The sequence below is a fragment of the Aequoribacter fuscus genome (assembly GCF_009910365.1).
Classification (GTDB): domain Bacteria; phylum Pseudomonadota; class Gammaproteobacteria; order Pseudomonadales; family Halieaceae; genus Aequoribacter; species Aequoribacter fuscus.
This window is the reverse complement of sequence record NZ_CP036423.1, coordinates 2,614,199-2,632,753: the sequence shown is the minus strand read 5'-3', so window position 1 is coordinate 2,632,753 and position 18,555 is coordinate 2,614,199. Positions and strand designations below refer to the sequence as shown.

Annotated in this window: 19 protein-coding genes; 6 read left to right on the top strand and 13 right to left on the bottom strand. The window is 53.7% G+C overall.

Features of this window, described 5'->3' with window-relative positions; translation table 11 throughout:
* Positions 1 to 135: 135 nt before the first annotated feature.
* From EYZ66_RS11930 to argH, 7 genes are read right to left on the bottom strand one after another with little or no spacing between them, the layout of a single operon-like run.
* A complete protein-coding gene (locus tag EYZ66_RS11930) occupies positions 136 to 843 on the bottom strand; it encodes an HAD family hydrolase (RefSeq protein WP_009575883.1) in 708 nt (235 codons plus the stop codon).
* Positions 840 to 1,760 (bottom strand): tyrosine recombinase XerC, encoded by a 921-nt coding sequence (gene xerC / locus EYZ66_RS11925; RefSeq protein WP_009575882.1) that lies wholly within the window; start codon positions 1,758 to 1,760, stop codon positions 840 to 842. Before xerC ends, EYZ66_RS11930 begins: the two co-directional genes overlap by 4 nt.
* Positions 1,761 to 1,767: 7 nt before the next feature.
* Positions 1,768 to 2,418 (bottom strand): DUF484 family protein, encoded by a 651-nt coding sequence (locus tag EYZ66_RS11920; RefSeq protein WP_009575881.1) that lies wholly within the window; start codon positions 2,416 to 2,418, stop codon positions 1,768 to 1,770.
* 12 nt (positions 2,419 to 2,430) lie between these two features.
* Positions 2,431 to 3,264: a diaminopimelate epimerase gene (gene dapF / locus EYZ66_RS11915; RefSeq protein WP_009575880.1), complete on the bottom strand. Its 834-nt coding sequence runs from the start codon at positions 3,262 to 3,264 to the stop codon at positions 2,431 to 2,433.
* Positions 3,265 to 3,272: 8 nt separating this feature from the next.
* On the bottom strand, positions 3,273 to 4,526 hold the full coding sequence (gene lysA / locus EYZ66_RS11910) for a diaminopimelate decarboxylase (RefSeq protein WP_244948414.1): 1,254 nt from the start codon (positions 4,524 to 4,526) through the stop codon (positions 3,273 to 3,275).
* Positions 4,523 to 4,636, bottom strand: coding sequence for an LPS translocon maturation chaperone LptM (lptM, locus tag EYZ66_RS14405; protein ID WP_009577218.1), 114 nt, complete (start codon positions 4,634 to 4,636; stop codon positions 4,523 to 4,525). Before lptM ends, lysA begins: the two co-directional genes overlap by 4 nt.
* Positions 4,633 to 6,036 carry an argininosuccinate lyase gene (gene argH / locus EYZ66_RS11900; RefSeq protein WP_009577217.1) on the bottom strand — a complete coding sequence of 468 codons (1,404 nt, stop codon included), beginning with the start codon at positions 6,034 to 6,036 and terminating at the stop codon, positions 4,633 to 4,635. The genes lptM and argH overlap by 4 nt, the downstream gene beginning before the upstream one ends.
* 505 nt (positions 6,037 to 6,541) lie before the next feature.
* On the opposite strand from argH, the gene hemC reads away from it, so the two are divergent.
* Genes hemC through EYZ66_RS11880 form a run of 4 tightly spaced genes read left to right on the top strand, consistent with a single transcriptional unit; the run spans position 6,542 to position 10,685 of the window.
* Complete coding sequence (gene hemC / locus EYZ66_RS11895) at positions 6,542 to 7,465, top strand: hydroxymethylbilane synthase (protein WP_160195683.1); 924 nt, start codon at positions 6,542 to 6,544, stop codon at positions 7,463 to 7,465.
* Positions 7,455 to 8,192 carry a uroporphyrinogen-III synthase gene (locus tag EYZ66_RS11890; protein WP_040817939.1) on the top strand — a complete coding sequence of 246 codons (738 nt, stop codon included), beginning with the start codon at positions 7,455 to 7,457 and terminating at the stop codon, positions 8,190 to 8,192. Before hemC ends, EYZ66_RS11890 begins: the two co-directional genes overlap by 11 nt.
* Positions 8,185 to 9,528: a uroporphyrinogen-III C-methyltransferase gene (locus EYZ66_RS11885; RefSeq protein ID WP_009577227.1), complete on the top strand. Its 1,344-nt coding sequence runs from the start codon at positions 8,185 to 8,187 to the stop codon at positions 9,526 to 9,528. The genes EYZ66_RS11890 and EYZ66_RS11885 overlap by 8 nt, the downstream gene beginning before the upstream one ends.
* A complete protein-coding gene (locus tag EYZ66_RS11880; RefSeq protein WP_009577228.1) occupies positions 9,525 to 10,685 on the top strand; it encodes a heme biosynthesis HemY N-terminal domain-containing protein in 1,161 nt (386 codons plus the stop codon). Before EYZ66_RS11885 ends, EYZ66_RS11880 begins: the two co-directional genes overlap by 4 nt.
* 36 nt (positions 10,686 to 10,721) lie before the next feature.
* Here EYZ66_RS11880 and ubiD read toward each other — a convergent pair whose 3' ends face one another.
* The 5 genes from ubiD to trxA form a co-directional block, all read right to left on the bottom strand.
* Entirely contained in the window at positions 10,722 to 12,206 is a 1,485-nt protein-coding gene (ubiD, locus tag EYZ66_RS11875; protein ID WP_009577229.1) for a 4-hydroxy-3-polyprenylbenzoate decarboxylase, read from the bottom strand.
* A gap of 335 nt (positions 12,207 to 12,541) precedes the next feature.
* Entirely contained in the window at positions 12,542 to 12,835 is a 294-nt protein-coding gene (locus EYZ66_RS11870) for a type II toxin-antitoxin system RelE/ParE family toxin (protein ID WP_009577343.1), read from the bottom strand.
* The gene (locus tag EYZ66_RS11865; RefSeq protein WP_009577342.1) at positions 12,832 to 13,113 is read right to left on the bottom strand and encodes a type II toxin-antitoxin system Phd/YefM family antitoxin; all 282 of its coding nucleotides are present in this window, start codon (positions 13,111 to 13,113) and stop codon (positions 12,832 to 12,834) included. The genes EYZ66_RS11870 and EYZ66_RS11865 overlap by 4 nt, the downstream gene beginning before the upstream one ends.
* 620 nt (positions 13,114 to 13,733) lie before the next feature.
* Entirely contained in the window at positions 13,734 to 15,002 is a 1,269-nt protein-coding gene (rho, locus tag EYZ66_RS11860; RefSeq protein WP_009575051.1) for a transcription termination factor Rho, read from the bottom strand.
* Between the two features lie 176 nt (positions 15,003 to 15,178).
* Complete coding sequence (gene trxA, locus EYZ66_RS11855) at positions 15,179 to 15,505, bottom strand: thioredoxin TrxA (protein ID WP_009575053.1); 327 nt, start codon at positions 15,503 to 15,505, stop codon at positions 15,179 to 15,181.
* A 230-nt stretch (positions 15,506 to 15,735) separates the two neighbouring features.
* On the opposite strand from trxA, the gene EYZ66_RS11850 reads away from it, so the two are divergent.
* Positions 15,736 to 16,017: a GIY-YIG nuclease family protein gene (locus tag EYZ66_RS11850; RefSeq protein ID WP_009575055.1), complete on the top strand. Its 282-nt coding sequence runs from the start codon at positions 15,736 to 15,738 to the stop codon at positions 16,015 to 16,017.
* On the opposite strand, the gene EYZ66_RS11845 is transcribed toward EYZ66_RS11850, so the two are convergent.
* Positions 16,014 to 17,915: an ABC-F family ATP-binding cassette domain-containing protein gene (locus EYZ66_RS11845; protein WP_040816167.1), complete on the bottom strand. Its 1,902-nt coding sequence runs from the start codon at positions 17,913 to 17,915 to the stop codon at positions 16,014 to 16,016. The genes EYZ66_RS11850 and EYZ66_RS11845 overlap by 4 nt on opposite strands.
* Before the next feature lie 60 nt (positions 17,916 to 17,975).
* Between EYZ66_RS11845 and EYZ66_RS11840 the strand changes: the two genes are divergently transcribed.
* The gene (locus EYZ66_RS11840) at positions 17,976 to 18,482 is read left to right on the top strand and encodes a TIGR02444 family protein (protein WP_009575058.1); all 507 of its coding nucleotides are present in this window, start codon (positions 17,976 to 17,978) and stop codon (positions 18,480 to 18,482) included.
* Positions 18,483 to 18,555: the final 73 nt, after the last annotated feature.

Sequence of the window (18,555 nt, the reverse complement as noted above, 5' to 3'; positions counted from 1 at the left end):
GCTTCACGGCCATCCGTGGCACGCTACGCACGCGACGTCGTGTCGCGTGACGTTCCGCGCGAAACAGGCAGCAGGCGCTCAGCTCGATCATGCGTTCTTCAAAAACTTGGTGGCGCGCACTATCGCGGGCGTCGTTCAAAATTCCCCGAGCGAAGCGACTAAGTTGGGTAATTCATCCAGCGACTGAATGGTCAAAGGCGGCTCGGAATCGTGTGGCCAGCCGACATTGCTCGCGTTGAGCCATATCGCATGAAAACCTGCATTGCGAGCACCGAGTACGTCGTGCTCCCAATGGTCGCCGATATGGGCTGCTTGATGAGCGCGGAAGCCCGAGCGTTTTAGCGCCTCTTCAAACGCAATGGGTGCCGGTTTAGAGGCTCCGACTTCTTCGGCCAGAATGGCAAAATCAAAGTATTCTGCAGCGTCGGTTTTGTAAACGTCAGCATTGCCGTTGGTTATGGCGCCCAAAGTATAGTGCGGATGCAGCAACTCGAGGACTCGCAGGGCGTTTTCGTAGAGCTCGACCTTGTGTCGAAAATGCAAAAACACCTCGAACGCCTCTTTTGCGCCTATTCGCGCGTCTTCGGGCGTGTAGCCTACGGCAATTTGAAGTTCATACAGGCTTTGTTCGCGCATTTTACTGATGTGATGCGCAAGTTCTGGGTGACGCTTCCAGACCGATTTTTTAAATTCGAATAGGCTCTCATGCGTGTGGTGTTCGACGGTGCCCGGACGATGTTGTTTGAGCCAATCGTTCTGCTCTTGTTCGGCGCGAATAAGGGCCGGTTTCACTGCCCACAAGGTGTCGTCAAGATCGAAGGTAATTAACTGAATTTGGCTCATGCTTTCCCTTTTTGGCGTTTGGCCCGGGGGTGGGCGGCGTCATAGGTTTTGGCCAGATGCTGAAAATCTAAGTGCGTATAAATTTGCGTGGTACTGATATTGCTATGGCCCAATAGTTCTTGCACTGCGCGTAAGTCGCCACTGGATTCGAGTAGGTGGCTTGCAAAAGAGTGGCGCATCATGTGTGGGTGCACGTGCACCGGAATAGCATTGTGCTTGGCCAATCGGTCGAGGCGTGTCTGAATCGATCGAGGCGATAGCGCCTTACCTTGGCGGGTTGTGAATACGGGCGTGCTGGCCTGCAAGTCGCCCGCTAAAGGGTGTTGTCGCATCCACTTTTTCAGAGCATCTAAAGCGACGCCGCCAATGGGTATTTGGCGGGTTTTGTTGCCTTTACCGGTGACCGTCACGAGGCGCTGTTGAATATCGATTTGTGCAAGCGTTAGTGATTGCAGTTCCGATAATCGCAAACCACAGGAGTACAAAAGCTCTGCCATGGCAAGATCGCGAGTATCAAGATCAGATTCTGAAGGTGCAACGAGGCACTGATTAATTTGGTCTGCATCCATAGCCTTGGGGAGTTTGCGGGCTTGCTTGGGTGCCCTGACGCCTGCGGCTGGGTTGTGACTTAAACCAAAGCGTTTGGCGCAAAATTGGAACCACGAACGAACCGACGATAAATGTCGAGCGATACTGGCGGGCGCTAAGCCCTTGCGTCTTAGGCTGTTTGCCCAAGATCGTACGTGGTATTCCTTAAGCGAATGAATGTTGTCTGCGTCGCTCGGCTCGAGTTGAGCAACAAAGCTGTCGATATCACGTTGGTAGTGTTTTAAGGTGTGAGCAGAGAGTTGCTTGACATCGCGCGCGTAGGTAATGAATTGCGCTGCAGCTTCGGAGGTCTTGAGCGCTGCATACATGATGCGCTTAGCCGCTTAATCGAGTGGCTAAGCTATTGATAACGCTCGCTACGTGTTCAATAAACAACGTACCCGTGTCGGAGCCGAAATCGTTAGCACTTTTGCTGCCAAGGGCAACCAAGCCTTCCGGAGTTTTGTCACCCAGAGTCACAATACAAGCCGAACCCGCGATGGCAGCTGGGCCAAACAAAAAGCGCATCTCTGCTTCACGCAGCGCGCCAGCGAAGGGTTTGCCAGTATTGATCAGACTGCCAAGCGTGGCTTTGGCGGCATCGAGTGCATCACTTGAATCAAACCACCTGAGTCCCGCATAGGCATTGCCGAAACCGTCTTTGATGTGGCGTTCAAAGCTTTGCTTTATGGCATCTTTGGAGTCGGCTTTGATCAAATCCTGCACCAGTGCGCTGGTTAAATGGAAGCGTTTATCGTTGTCCTCTGCAATGCGTGTGAGATCGCTCAATTGATGGCGAAGCTCTACATTGCGTTCACGCAGGGCTGCTTGTTGGCGTTCAACTAGCGACACGGCGCCATGCCCGCCGTGAGGCAGGCTTAGCTGGGTTAATAATTCCGCTTTGTCTTTAAAAAACTCGGGGTGTTCTAATAAGTAGGCTTCAATAGCACTGTCGTTCAGTGTGCTTGGATCTTTGCTTTCGTTCACAACATCGTCCGTTTATTCTGATAGTTCGCCATCGTATACAAAGGTGGCTGGCCCCGTCATTATGACCTGCTCGCCCATGCCCTGCCAATCTATTTGCAAAGTGCCGCCGGGTAGGTGCACAGATACGGGACTGACAAGACCTTGCGTTAACATGCCGTGAATGGCTGCGGCGCAAGCGCCAGTGCCACAGGCTTCGGTTTCGCCGACACCACGCTCAAACACCCTGAGGTTTATTTCGTGTTCGTCGACCCGTTCGGCAAAGCCAACGTTCACGCGGTTTGGAAATCTAGGGTGGGACTCGAGTATGGGGCCTAACTCCTCAACCGGGGCGGCCGCTGTTGAGCTCACCCAAACGACTGCATGGGGGTTGCCGATCGCTAAAGCGCCCACTTTAATTTGCGATGCTTGGTCGGGGTATAAAGGTAGATTGTAGTTGAGCGCTGCATCGTCGGCGACGAAGGGAATTTCGCTGGGCTTAAATGTCGGAATACCCATAGCGACCTTGACCTGCTGATCATCCAGTACGCTGAGGGTCAGTAAACCTCTAGCCGTTTCGCAAACAAAGTCAGATTGGCCGCTGCTGCGCTGAGCAAAGCGTGCCACGCAGCGAGCTCCATTGCCGCAATGTTCAACTTCGGAGCCATCGGCGTTAAATATACGGTATTTAAAATCTACGCCTGTTTGTGTGGCGGGTTCTAAGACAAGTAGCTGATCAAAACCGACGCCGCGATGGCGATCGCTCCACGCTAAAATGCGTTCTGATGTTAGCTCCACATCTTGAGCGCGCAGGTCTAAGACGAAAAAGTCATTACCCAGGCCGTGCATTTTGGTGAAGCGAATGGTCATGGCAGCTCCTACAGTAGGTGCTCGTGTTTAAACAAGTCTGCAACGGTCTCTCGTTCGCGCACAAGGTGCATTTGGTCGCCATCGATCATGATTTCGGCGGCGCGAGGGCGTGTGTTGTAGTTCGACGCCATGACGAAGCCATACGCGCCGGCACCGAGTACCGCTAGTCGGTCGCCAGCGGATAACGCCAGTCGCCGGTCCTTGCCTAAAAAGTCGCCGGTTTCACACACAGGGCCCACAATGTTCCAGGCTTTTTCAGTCACGTCCGAGTTGACTTCAAGGGGCTTGATGTCCATCCACGCCTGATACAGTGCTGGGCGAAGCAGATCATTCATGGCCGCATCAACCAGGGCAAAATTGTGTTTTTCGGTCGTCTTTAAGAAATCCACTTGCGTGATTAAGGTCCCGGCGTTAGCCACGATCGAACGACCTGGTTCGAGCATTAAGCCCAGACCGCGCGCCGCCAGTGGGCCTTTTAGGGCACGCACGTAGTCGGTAATATCAGGTGGTGTTTCGTCTTTATAGCGCACGCCTAAACCACCGCCGGCGTCGACGTGCTCTAGCACGATGCCGGCTTCGCGAAGGCGATCAACCAAATCTAATACGCGATCAAGCGCGTCTTTAAAGGGCGCAAGTTCGGTCAGCTGCGAGCCTATGTGGCAGTCGATGCCAATGACGCGTAAACCCTCGGTGGCATGAACAAAGGCATAGGCTTGGTACGCGTGCTCCATGCTTATGCCGAATTTATTCTCTGCAAGGCCCGTTGAGATGTAAGGGTGTGTTTTCGCGTCGACGTCGGGGTTGACCCGCAATGATACTGGCGCCTCTTTGCCAAGTTCCTGCGCCACTTCAGCCAACAGCTCGAGTTCAGCTACCGATTCGACGTTAAAGCAGTGAATGCCCGCTTCTAGGGCCGCGACCATTTCTTCGCGTTTTTTTGCGACACCGGAAAACACTACTTTGTCAGCGCGTCCGCCGGCGGCTAAAACGCGCGCGAGCTCGCCGGCGCTTACAATATCAAAGCCCGCGCCAAGCTTCGCCAGCAATTGCAGCACGGCTAAGTTGCTGTTGGCTTTAACCGCGTAGCAAATCATGCCGGGATGATCGCCCAGGGCATTTAAATAGGCGCTCATCGCTTCGGTAATGGCCGCCTTACTGTACACATAGCTCGGAGTCCCGAACTGATCGGCAACTTGGCTAAGCGCCACACTCTCGCAGTTCAGCGATGAGCTTGCATACGAAAAAAATGGAGGAAGTGTCACTGCGATTCCTTAGTCGTCTGTTCGCTGTTGTCAGCCGGTACGAGGGGCCCCATTTGGCCGCAGCCGTTTAGCAAGCCCGCGCAGGCAATGATTAGCAGGAGCTTTTTCATAGCGCACGCTCCGCTACTTTCGCCAAAGCGCGCTGGCACGCAGCGGTGACTTGGTTGGGTGCTGTGCCGCCAATGTGATCGCGTGCTTTCAATGAGCCTTCCAGTGTCAGCGCATCGAAAACATCAGCTTCAATAAGGCTATGAAAACCTTGCAGCTCTTCTAGGCTTAAATCACTTAAATCAATTTTACGCTCGACGCACAGACCCACGGCAGAGCCCACAACTTCGTGTGCGTCTCTAAACGGTAAGCCCTTGCGTACGAGGTAATCGGCCAAGTCGGTCGCTGTAGCAAAACCTTTCAGAGTCGCGGCACGCATGGCTTCGGCGTTGGGTTGAATATTGGGTACCATATCGGCAAACGCACGCAAGGAGTCACGAACCGTGTCAATGGCGTCAAACAGTGGTTCTTTGTCTTCTTGGTTATCTTTGTTATAGGCCAGAGGCTGACTTTTCATGAGCGTCAGCATAGACATTAAATGGCCATTCGTGCGGCCAGTTTTACCGCGCACCAGCTCGGGTACGTCGGGGTTTTTCTTTTGCGGCATGATCGATGAGCCTGTGCAAAAACGATCGGGTAAGCGCACAAAATCAAACTGTGCCGAGGTCCAAAGCACCAGCTCTTCGGACATGCGCGATAGGTGCGTCATGGTCAGTGCCGCAAAAGCACAAAACTCTACCGCGAAGTCACGGTCAGAGACCGAATCCAATGAGTTTTCGGTAGGAGCACGAAATCCCAATGCACTGGCCGTTTGGTGGCGATCGATCGGATAGCTCGTTCCCGCAAGCGCAGCGGCGCCTAGAGGGCACATGTTCATGCGTTCGCGACAGTCGATTAAGCGCGAGTAGTCACGCTCGAGCATTTCGTTCCAGGCCAATAAGTGGTGACCAAACGATACCGGTTGCGCGGTTTGCAGGTGCGTAAAGCCGGGCATAATGGTCAGTGTGTGTTGCGCGGCTAGGCCGATAATGCCATTTTGTAGCCGCGTAATTTCGGCGGCAATCACATCAATACTTTTGCGCAAGTGCAATCGGATATCGGTCGCGACCTGATCGTTGCGTGAGCGCCCGGTATGGAGTTTTTTGCCCGCCATGCCGATCAATTGCGTTAAACGACTTTCGATGTTCATGTGAACATCTTCAAGCTCAATTGACCAGGGGAATTCACCCGCGGCAATCTCACCTTTAATTTGCGCTAGACCCGTTTGAATTTGGCCCAGTTCGTCGTCAGTCAACACCCCCACGGCATTTAGCATGGCGGCGTGTGCAAGTGAGCCCTCGATGTCCTCCTCAGCCATGCGCTGGTCGAAGGTCACGGAGGCGGTAAAGCGCTGCACGAAGGCGTCGGTTCCCTCGCTGAAACGACCGCCCCATAAAGTACTGGTATTTTTGGTTTCCGCCATGTTGATCTCCGGCGTTATCGGCATAAATAAAGGCGCGCAGTATACCAGTTTATTGGCCCTGCGCGTTATCGCGTTGGCTAACAATGGTTAAACGATCCGCCTTCACGTCTCAGCCAATTTCTTGCGGATCGCTTCAAGGCCATCCGTGGCACGCTACGCACGCGACGTCCTGTCGCGTGACGTTCCGCGCGAAACAGGCTGCAGCCGCTCGGCTCAGTATCGCATCCTTCCTAACATGTGTGGCATCGGATCGTTTAAGCCTAGAGTTGTAAAATCTTGAGATGGAGCTAGCGTACGGACTCGTGATTTGTTTTGCGAACACTCAGTGCGCTGCTTTGACCCGTCGCCATTAGCGCGAGGGCGCGAGCAAAATAAATGACGAGGCAGGCGCGGGTTTATATTTTTCTTCAGGCCAGCGTTTAACGATCCGCCTTCACGTTTCCACCAACAATGTTTTGGCATGGCGGGCTAACTGGTATCATGCGTTTTTAACAAAGAGGTTCCCATGGCAAAAATTGTGATCGCAACTCGAGAATCGCCCCTAGCCCTGTGGCAGGCGCATTACGTAAAAGATGCTCTAGAGATGGCGCATCCTGGGCTTGCGGTTGAGCTGTTGGGTATGACTTCGCGCGGGGATCAGCTGCTGGATTCGCCGCTCGCAAAAATTGGAGGCAAGGGCTTGTTTGTCAAAGAGCTTGAAACAGCACTGCTAGAGGGTCGTGCCGATATCGCTGTGCACTCTATGAAAGACGTGCCCATGAGCTTTCCTGAGGGGCTGTGTTTAGGACCAATTTGCGAGCGTGAAGCGCCAAATGATGCCTTTGTGAGCAATACTTACGAGTCGATTGATGCCCTGCCCCAAGGTGCCATTGTGGGCACCTCGAGCCTGCGACGCGAATGTCAGCTGAGGTCGTATCGACCTGATCTTGTGGTGAACTTTTTACGTGGCAATGTGAATACGCGTCTGGCGAAGTTAGACGATGGCCAGTACGACGCGATTATTTTAGCGGCAGCGGGTCTGATTCGATTGGGATTTGAAGATCGAATTCGTTCCCGATTAACGCCCGAGCAATCTTTGCCGGCCGGAGGTCAGGGTGCGGTTGGTATCGAGTTGCGCAGTGATGACGAACCAACGCGTGACTTGATTCAGGTATTGCACCACCCCAAAACGGCAGCTGAGGTCACCGCTGAGCGCGCGTTAAATCAAACCCTAAACGGCGGGTGCCAAGTGCCTATCGCGGCCTTTTGTGTGACCGAGGGCGATACCCTGTGGTTGCGAGGTTTGGTGGGTGCTGTTGATGGTTCATCGATTTTGCGGGCCGAGGCTCGCGGCAAGGTTGAAGACGCCGAAGTCTTAGGGCAACAGGTGGCGAATGAGCTGTTAAACCAGGGGGCCGAGGCGATATTGGCCGAGGTATATGGCGCCTAAGCCGGCAGTCATAGTGACTCGTCCTGCCGCGCAGGCAGGGCACTTATTAGAACTTTTAGAGGCTGAAGGCTTTAACGGTGTTTCGGTACCCATGCTGCGCATTGAGTTCTTAGAACGCGTGGCTCCGCCTGATTTTAGTGAGTTAGATACCTTAATTTTTATCAGCACGAATGCGGTTGCCGCGTTTGCCCAACGTGTTAACGCGCAGGCTGTGCCGAAGAGCGCAAAGATCTTTGGTATTGGAGAACAGACGGTCCGTGCCCTGAACGATATCGGCGTCTTGGCCGATGGTGCCAATGCCTTAACTACCGAGGGCTTACTGCAACACACCTGGTTTTCGGAGCCTCGGTCGGTGTTGGTTGTCAAAGGTGAGGGGGGGCGCCAGACACTCAGGGATACTCTGGTGCAGCGGGGCAGTCGCGTGAGTTTGTGGGAAGGGTACCGCCGATTAGGTCCAGAGGCTTGCCATAAAGCCCAGATGTGTGATCTGCTTGCAGACAGTCCGATTGCAGTACTAACGCAAAGCGGCGAGACCTTAGCGAACGTGTTGGATACAGTAAATGGGAATAGTGCCCTGTTACAAGGCGTGCCTGTTATCGTGCCCTCGCAGCGAGTGGCTGATACCTACAGCGCGGCCGGTTTACGTTTGGTCGTGGCCCGCAGTGCCCTAGATAAGGATATGGTGGCAGCGCTTATGCTTGCCGCGAAAGGAGCTCGACGTGAGTGATCCCGATAAGCCCAAAGACGAAAGTGCCCCGGTTATTGCCGTCAGTGCCGATGGCAAGGCAAGCTTGCCTGAAGTCTCGGTGAGTGATGACCTCGAGCACAATGGCAGTGACACAGACGCCGCCGTAAACCCTGCTGAGTCGGCGTCCGGTGATGAGGCAGGCCAGTCTGAGAACTCGCAATCCTCTGGTGTAACGACGGCAACCAAAGTATCGGACGCTTCGACCCAGTCTGGCCAAGGTGCAAGCGCAGCCGGGGCTATTAATTCACCCACAGTACCTAAAGCGAAGGCCCCGTGGTCAGGACGTTTGGCCCTGCTGTTGGTGATTATCTTGTGCGCTGGCTTAGGTTTTGGTTTTTGGCGCTATGCACCGGTAGTCCTGGAGCGCGAAGCGCGCCTGCAGAATCAAGTAAACGCATTGCAAGACCAGTTTAATCGCTTGCCCGATCCTGCGGCAGAACGGGACCTCTGGCAATCTGCCTTCGCGCAAACAGAGCAGAGGGTTAATCAAACACAGAGTCTTGTTGAGCGCGAGCGTTCGGCATTGGCGCAAGAAGTGGATGCAATGCGAGAGGCCTATACCGCTCAGCGCGAGGTCTTGCGTCAGTTCGATGCCGCCGATCAGCGCATTTGGCGTTTGGCAGAGGCGCGTTATTTGCTGCGTTTGGCGAATCAGCGATTGACCTTAGGTGGCGATATCACTGTGGCGCTGGGTTTGCTCAATGCCGTCGACGACAGTTTAAAAGCCTTAGATGATCCAAGACTTGGCCTGGTGCGCATGGCCTTGGCTCAGGATCGCGAGGCACTGATGTTGGTCGCACCGGTAGACATCGACGGCGTGTATTTTCAGATTGCGGCTATTTCCGAGCGTTTGGCTGAGGCGGCTTTAACGCCGACAATCGGCCGCCAAGGTGCCCAAACCCCGGATCCTCAGGCGTCTACCGACTCTGCACTGGGGGCGTGGCAATCCTTTACAGCCAAGTTGAAGGCGTATTTCAGCGTACAGAGGGTGGAGCAAGACCAGACTTGGATGAGCCCTGCGCAGTCAGCCATGGTGCGTCAGAGCATTCGCTTATTGCTGGCGCAGGCGCAAGTCGCTCTGTTGGCGAGAGACCAGACTTTGTATTTAGGGGCCCTAAAGCAAGTTGAGCAATGGCTTCTGGATTACAGTATCACTGATGCTGCGAGCATGGCGTATTTGCAGCAGCGTACAGCTGAGCTACAAACGGTGCGTTTGGTTGCGGATTTGCCAACGCTCGACCGCTCGCTGGAAGCCTTAGCGCGTTACATGGGCTTGCCAGCCGATGCAGCGCAAGCTGACAAGGGTGCGCAATGAGTCGCCCCTTGCAACACCTCTTTATCGGCCTGCTGCTGGGTTTGGCTCTAGTTCTTGTTGTTCGCAGTGACCCCGGGTACGTGTTACTGACTTTTCAAGGGTGGCGTATCGAGAGCACCGTTTGGGTATTTGCCATTGTGCTCGCCGGCGGCATTTTTGCCAGTAGTGTGGTCTTCCGCTTACTTCGTTCTATTGTCAGTGCGCCCGGGTCTATTGGTCGCTGGCATTTGGGGCGCAAACAGCGTCGCACCCAGGAGTCGCTGGAGCAGGCATTAGAAAAAGCGGTGCTGGGCGATTCCAAGGCCGTTACCGACGCGCTTCGCTCCGCCAGTAAGTGTCGACAAGATGAGTGGCTCAAGCTCGCCACTATCCAGGCTGATATTGACCACGGTGATTTAAAGCGCGCCGAGGCGCAGCTCGATGCTTTGACCCTGTCTGATTCGGATCTGCAAAGCGCTAGTGTATGGCTGCGCGCTCAGCTGAGCTACTTGCAAGGCGAGTATACGGTTGCTAATGATTACTTGGCTAAGTTGCCCGAAGCGCTAAAGGCCACGGTCGCTGTGCAACGCGTTAAACTCGCGGTGAAAACCTTACTCGCCGATCACCGTGCGGTTATGGGGTTGTTGGCGACCTTGCCCGCAGGTGTTATGCCCAACAAAGAGCGTTTGGCGCGTTTGACCATTGCGCTAAAACATCGATTGGCTGAGTGCAGAGCGGCACAAGATATGTTGGCCGCCTATCAATCCTTAACCAAATCAGACCAGGCGCAAGACGATATCCTGCTGGCGGTTTTTTCTGCGCTTTTACGTGAGGGGCATGGACAGCAAGCGATTGAGCTTGCGGGTGCACATTACAAAAAAGCGTGGCCAAAAACAGTGCTGGCGGAATTTGCGCATGCGCCCTCGGCGGCGTTACCTTCAAGTCCTTCTAAAAAGCTTGCCGTGTGGCTTGGCGATGAAGCGAACTCCGCTGCTGGCTTGTTGCTGCAAGGTCGATTGGCCGCCAAGCAAGCGATTTGGGGTGTAGCCAAAACACACCTCGAAAAGAGCTATCAGGCGCAGCAATCCGCGTTTACTGCGCAGTGTTTAGCCAAAGTGTGTTTGGCGATAGACGATCGCGAGGCGTCAATTTTGTGGTTTGAGCGCGCTGCGCCGTAAAGCCAGTCCGCTTGATCGGCGTCTGTGACCACCGTCTTATTTGTCGATGCCCAGTTCGCTCCAAATTTCGTCGATTCTAGTCTTCACGTCGTCCGACATTGTGATGGTCGTGCCCCACTCGCGATCGGTTTCTCCTGGCCATTTGTTGGTGGCATCAAAACCGACCTTCGATCCAAGTCCCGCCACCGGTGACGCAAAATCGAGGTAGTCGATGGGGGTGTTCTCGATAAACACGCTGTCGCGCTTGGGGTCCATTCGGGTCGTCATCGCCCAGATAATGTCCTCCCAATTGCGCGCGTTCACATCTTCGTCGGTCACGATAATAAATTTGGTGTACATAAATTGCCGTAAAAACGACCAAATGCCCAGCATCACGCGTTTGGCGTGTCCGGGATATTCTTTGCGCATGGTCACTACGGCCAAGCGATAGCTACAACCTTCGGGTGGCAGATAAAAGTCTACGATCTCGGGGAACTGCTTTTTCAAAATCGGCACAAACACTTCGTTTAGGGCGACGCCCAAAATGGCGGGCTCATCGGGTGGGCGGCCGGTGTAGGTGCTATGGTAGATCGGGTCTTCGCGGTAGGTCATGGTCTCTACCGTAAAGACGGGGAAGCGTTCGACCTCGTTGTAGTAGCCTGTATGGTCACCAAAGGGGCCTTCGTCCGCCTCTTCGCCGGGCATTAAGTACCCTTCTAAAATAATCTCGGCCGAGGCAGGCACCTGCAAGCCGTGCTCTTTACAAATGGGTGACAAGCATTCGACCACCTCGGTTTTGCTGCCCCGCAATAAACCCGCAAACGCGTACTCCGAGAGGGTGTCGGGTACCGGTGTGACCGCGCCAAGCGTGGTGGCCGGATCTGCGCCCAACGCCAGTGCGACGGGGTAGGGTTTGCCTGGGTGTTTTTGTTGCCAATCGCGGTAATCGAGCGCGCCGCCTCGATGGCTTAACCAGCGTAGAATGAGTTTATTGCGGCCAATCTTTTGCATTCTGTAAATGCCTAAGTTTTGGCGTTCTTTATTAGGGCCTCGCGTAATCACTAAGGGCCAAGTCACCAGTGGGCCCACATCACCAGGCCAACAGGTCTGAATCGGTAGGTCGTCTAAATTCACCTCGTCACCGTGTTTGGCATGACGCTGACACTCGGCGTTGCGCACAACCTTGGGCGCCATATTAAGCACTTGTTTCAGCAGTGGTGCTTTGTCTAGAGCATCTCTAAAACCCTTTGGCGGATCGGGTTGGCGCAGGTAGGCTAAAATTTCGCCAATCTCGCGAAGCGCCGTGATCGAGTCTGCGCCCATACCCATAGCAACGCGTTCTTGCGTGCCAAACAAATTGGCAAGCACCGGCATTTTGCCTTGCGTCGGGTTCTCGAACAGCAGTGCTGGCCCGCCTTTTCTCAGAGTGCGATCGGCAATTTCCGTCATTTCTAGATTGGGGTCGATGGGCTGTTTTATGCGAACCAGATCGCCTTTTTTTTCTAGGGCGGCAATAAATTCACGCAGGTTTTTGTAACTCATGCGGGTGACTCTAAAGGCAAAACGTCATTGTAGCGGGAACCACCCTGAGTGGCGAATAGATGTCATTCTTTTAGAGGCTTAGGTATCAGGATCCGCCATCACGTCTCAGCCAATTTCTTGCGGAACGCTTCAAGGCCATCCGTGGCTCGCTGCGCACGCGACGTCCTGTCGCGTGACGCTCCGCGCGAAACAGGCTGCAGCCGTTCGGCTAAGCTTTACACTTTTGACAGATTAAGTAGTGCCCAGTTCGATAGTGCTCATCAGTTGATTCATGGTACACAGCGAGAGGAAGGCGTGCGTGAGCAAAACAATAACAAGGCGGGGCCGGATTAGTGCTAATCAAACTTTTCTGAAGCCAAAATCTGCCTGACGCCTCGGATGGTCAGAATTTCGATGTGTTCGGCTTTGATGCTGTAGATTACGCGGTAGTTGCCGAACAGAATTTCGCGATAGCGCGCATTGTTGAGTTCCGGTACAACGCGTCCCATATAGGGTGTTGATGCCAGTAAGCCTACGCTGTCAAAAAGTTCATATATCCAGTCTTTTGCGGCCGCTGGCTTGTCTACCGCAATATAGGCAGCGCATTCGCTTGCTCTATCAAGGGCAACTGGCGACCACTGGATTTTCACGTTTTGAGACGCTCCAATAGTTTTGATTTTGCGGTCTCGGAATCGATGCCCCCACCTGCGCCCAATTGGCTTTCCGCGAGATAGATGTCTTCTAAAATTTCGAGTTTCTCACGCATTGACTCGTATTCAGAGACGTCGAGTAATACCGCGACACCTTTGCCGCGCTGAGTGATGAGCAAGGGGCGATGCGTTTCATTCACTTGGCGAATGAAGTTTGATGTTCCCGCTCGAAATTCCGACAGTGGCTTAATGTCTTGCTCTAGATTGATGCGTCGCATGCTCAGTTCCTTGTACAAAATTTTGTACTTATAAGTGTACATCATAGTTTCAGGGCTACCATACGACCGTCTTAAAAATCGTGAAGAAGAGACTGATTAAGCTTAAGACAAAATTAGCGGTAGTCATTGGGCGTTAGTCATCACTGGAGGTCAAATTAGGCTTTGCTGAGCCACTTAAGCCTCCATGCAGTTAAATCGTGTAATGAAGCCAGCGCACAGGATCGTGATTTGTTTTGCGAACACTCAGTGTGCTGCTTTGACCGAGCGCGGTTGGCGAGGCTGTCGGCGAAAATGTTTGAGCACGAGGCGATAGACGAGTGCGAGTTTTTGAGCCGTCGCCATTAGCGAGAGGGCGCGAGCAAAATAAATGACGAGGCGGAAGCGGATTGATATTCTATTTAGGCCTGCAACTACCGATCCGCCTTCACGTCTCACCCAATTTCTTACGGAACGCTGCTAGGCCGTCCGTGGCACGCTCCGCACGCGACGTCCTGTCGCGTGACGCTCCGCGCGAAACAGGCTGCAGCCACTCGGCTAAGGCCGTCGTTCTTAAGTGATCTATTGGCAGTCTGTGTGAAAGTGTTGATGAGCGCCGCACTAACGGCGCCCAAAGGGGAGGGTTACTTGCGCTTCATCGACATAAAGAATTCGTCGTTGGTTTTGGTATCTTTGAGTTTGTCCAACAAGAATTCGATCGCAGGCAGATCTTCCATTCCGTGCAGAAGCTTGCGCAAAATCCACATGCGCTGCAGTTCTTCTTCACCGGTAAGCAGCTCCTCGCGGCGCGTGCCAGAGCGACGGATGTTGATGGCGGGGTACACGCGTTTCTCGGCAACCTTACGGTCAAGGTGCAATTCCATGTTACCCGTGCCTTTAAACTCTTCGTAGATGACCTCATCCATTTTTGAGCCAGTTTCGGTTAGCGCTGTGGCGATAATCGACAGGCTGCCGCCTTCTTCGATGTTACGCGCGGCACCAAAGAAGCGCTTGGGGCGTTCCAGTGCGTGGGCATCGACACCACCGGTGAGTACTTTACCAGAGCTCGGTATTACCGTGTTGTAGGCGCGTGCCAAACGGGTAATAGAGTCCAGCAGGATGATCACATCGCGCTTGTGCTCTACCAGACGTTTGGCCTTTTCGATGACCATGTCGGCCACTTGCACGTGGCGTGAGGGGGGCTCGTCAAAGGTAGAGGCAACAACTTCGGCGCCTCGCACACCCACCGAGCGCTGCATTTCGGTGACTTCCTCTGGGCGCTCGTCGATAAGTAGCACGATAACGTAGCACTCGGGATTATTGCTGATAATCGCTTGCGCAATGTTCTGCATCATGATGGTTTTACCCGCCTTGGGTGGCGCCACCAACAAGCCCCGCTGACCTTTGCCGATGGGGGCAACCAAATCGATGATGCGCCCGGTAAGGTCTTCTGAACTGCCATTGCCCTTCTCTAGCATTAAACGCTGATCTGGGAAGAGGGGGGTTAAGTTTTCGAAGAGGATTTTGTGCTTGGAGTTTTCAGGTTTGTCGAAGTTAACATCGCCAACCTTTAACAGGGCAAAGTAGCGCTCACTGTCTTTGGGTGGGCGAATTTTGCCAGAAATTGTGTCGCCTGTTCGCAGGTTGAAGCGGCGAATTTGGCTGGGTGATACGTAAATGTCATCGGGGCCAGCTAGGTAGGAGCTGTCGGCCGAACGTAAAAAGCCAAAACCATCTGACAAGATTTCGAGGACACCATCGCCGTAGATGTCTTCGCCGCTTTTTGCGTGTCGTTTTAAAATGGCGAAGATGATGTCTTGTTTGCGCGATCGGGCCATGTTGTCGAGGCCGATTTCTTTTGCGATGTCGATGAGTTCTTGCGTGGATTTAGTCTTCAGGTCTGTCAGATTCATAGAGGGTTCGTTTTGATGTGTTAGAACTATGCACTGCGCATTGCTCGAGCAATGCGTGCCTTGCGGCTTGCGTAAGATTGGTTAAGGTGGAGCATACAAGCGCAGTGGATGCGCTCAATGGGGTAAAAGTAGCACGCCCTTGCGAGCGCGTCTACTTTTTTGCGGCTTTGTGCGGTCTAGCCCAATGTTTCGTTAATAAATTCAACCAACTGGGTTTTTGATAACGCGCCCACTTTGGTCCCGGCGACAGCGCCGTCTTTGAAGATGATGAGTGTGGGTATACCGCGAATGCCGTATTTGGGTGCCGTTTCTGGGTTGGCATCGACGTCGACTTTGGCTATCTGCAAACGGCCATCGAACTCAGGTGCGATTTCATCAAGAATGGGTGCGATCATTTTGCAAGGGCCACACCATGCTGCCCAAAAGTCCACCAATACCGGTACGGGTGATTTTAAAACTGCTGTGTCAAACGCAGCGTCGCTTACGTGTAGAATGTCGCTCATGACGTTTCCTCGTTTAGGTTAAAAAAAGTGATGATAGCATTGTGGTTTAAGCTTACAAGCGCCCTGAGCAACTTTAGAGCTTGGATTGGTCAGTGAGCCCCGAAGCTCTAAGCTTTTTGACTTTGCCTACACAGGCTTTATGGGGGCTAAGTGTTTGAGTTCAAGGTTCTCGTGGTTCAGAGTTATGCCATCATGCTATGGATGGTAATGCCGTACCTAGGCGGTAACAGATGAAACAAAGCAGTTGGATCGTATACATCTTAAATTGCGCTGATGGCACCTTGTACACGGGTGTCACGACGGATGCGGAGCGTCGTCTTAGGCAGCATAATGGCGAGATTGTGGGCGGTGCGCGTTACACTCGGGTTCGACGGCCTGTGGCGATCGTTTGGCAGCAGGGCTGCGATTCTAGAAGCCAAGCCTGCCAGTACGAGTCTCAAATTAAAGCGCTTTCTCGATCTGCAAAAGAACGGTTAATTACGTCAAAGGCATCGTGGACGCCGGACGACTAGTCGCTTTCTGCGGCAAAGGTTTCCAGGGCTTCTTGTGCCTCGAACCATGCCTCTTCCGCTGCGGCAAGGTCGCGCACTAAACGACCTTCTCGCGCGACCAAATCGGTCAGTTCTTGCTTGCGCTCGGGGGTATATAAGCTCTCATCGGCGAGTGCCTCGCGCACACTGACAAGTTCAGCCTCGAGTCTGCTGGCCTTGGCCTCTGCTTGATTCGCCGCTTTTTGCAGGGGCTGCAAGCGCGCCCGTCTGGCCGCCGCATCTTGGCGCTGGGCTTTTTTATTGGCGGCAATCGTAGCCTTAGGCTCGTTGGTTTCGATATTGGATTGGGTCTTGTCGCTCAGTATCCATTGCTCGTAGTGCGCCAGATCTTGTTCGTAGAGTTTGACCCGACCAGCATCGACGAGGTAGAGCTCATCGATGCAATTGCGCAATAGATGGCGGTCGTGGGTGACCAACACAACCGCACCGGCAAAGCTTTGCAGTGCGTACTCAAGCGCAGCTCGCATCATTAAGTCGAGGTGGTTGGTGGGTTCGTCTAAAATGAGGACGTTCGGTGCGAGCCACACAATTTGCGCAAGCGCTAACCGCGCTTTTTCGCCACCGCTGCGGGGCGCAATGGGGTCGGTGGCCATTTCGCCTTTAAAGTCAAAGCCACCTAAAAAGTTAAGCGCGTCCTGATCACGTACATCAGGTCTTAGGCGCAGTAAGTGCTGCAAGGGGCTGGCGTTTAGATCCAGGGCTTCTAGTTGATGCTGGTTAAAATAACCAATGGCACAGTGCGCGCCCGTTTCGCGCTTGCCTTGCAATAGCGCAAGGTCGCCAACCAAGGCTTTTAACAAGGTACTTTTACCCGCGCCATTGCGTCCAATAAGGCCAATGCGGCTTTCGGGACGCAGGGTCAGCTCGACGGTGTTAAGCACCGCTGTCGCGCCATAGCCAATGTCAGCCTTTTCCAATTTTAGTAAGGGGTCAGACGCCGCTTTTGGGTCTAAGAATCGGAACTGGAAGGGCGACTCCGCTTGTACCGCCGCCACTTTGGGCAGGCGCTCGAGTTCTTTGAGGCGGCTTTGTGCCTGTTTGGCTTTTGTCGCTTTGTAGCGAAAGCGGGCGACGAAAGCTTCGATCTCGGCGACTCGTTTGCTTTGTTTTTCAAAGATGGCTTGCTGCTGAGCCAAGCGCTCGGCGCGTTGTTCCTCAAATTGCGAGTAGTTGCCTTTGTAGGCATGCAAGCCACAGTGCTCGATGTGCACGATACGCTCGCACACAGCGTCGATAAAATCGCGGTCGTGCGATATCAACACAATCGTGCCTTGGTATTGATTGAGCCAGTTTTGCAGCCAAACCGTGGCGTCCAAATCTAAGTGGTTGGTGGGCTCATCCAGCAGCAAAATATCTGACGGCGTCAGCAGGGCCCGCGCCAAATTCAACCGAATACGCCAGCCACCGGAAAAGTCTGCCACTTTTTTGTTGTGTTGCTCCGGCGGGAAGCCCAAGCCTTCTAGCAAGCGGCTGGCCTCGCGTTCTACGGCATACCAATCGTGCTCATCCAAGCGTTGATGTAACTTGGCGACTTGCTCGTAGTCTTCGTCACGTTCTGCTTTCTTAAGCGCTTGATAAGTTGTGTACGCCTGCTCATGCCCAGCGAAGACGTAGTCGTGCGCCGACAAATCGACTGCGCTCACTTCTTGCGCCATATGCGCCAACCGCAAGTTGGCCATGCCGGTAATATCGCCTTTGTCGGCGGCAAGATGCCCAATCAGCATGGCAAAGAAGCTGGATTTGCCGCAGCCATTTGCACCAATCAGCGCCAGTTTCTGACCTGGGTTAATGGTCAGGTTGGCATTTTCGATCAGGAGTTCTGGCCCGCGGCGAATACTAATGTCTTTAAGAATGATCATGGACCAACGGCACAGTAAAAAAAGCGCTATGATACACGCCTCGGCAATAGGAAACACGGCATGTTGCAGGAACATTCGTTGTGGCAGTTCTCACTCAAGGTGTACGCGCATGAGCCGCTACAATCTTTGCTACTAGAAGCCCAAGATCGGCTGGGCGTCGACGTCAATTTTGTGCTTGCCGCCTTGTGGCTTGCCGAACACGGTGTGGTGTTATCTGAAGAGCGCGCGGCGAGTCTTTTGCAAAGCACGGCAGAGCTCCGTGAGCAAGGTATTGAACCAGTGCGAGCCTTGCGTCGAAGATGGAAAGGCATTGGTGTTTTACAAGACCCCCGACAAGCCCTGCAAGCGCTTGAGCTGTCGCTGGAAAAGCAAGTTCAGGCGATAGTGTACGCAGCCTTCGCCTCCGATCATTTGGTAGGTGAGATCAGCGCGCACGCAACCTCTGTTGACGTAAGCGCCTTGATCGAACAGAACTTGGCCGTGCTCCCGGTGTCTGATCAGGCTGCGTGGGCAGCATTGGCCTCTCGAATTGCCTCACAATACCGCGCTACGGCTGGTCAGGGCTAGGGTGTGGTGTTAGTCTAGCGCACTTGTCAACAACGCCAATTTATCTTGGCAACACTCATTGAACCAAAGGAAG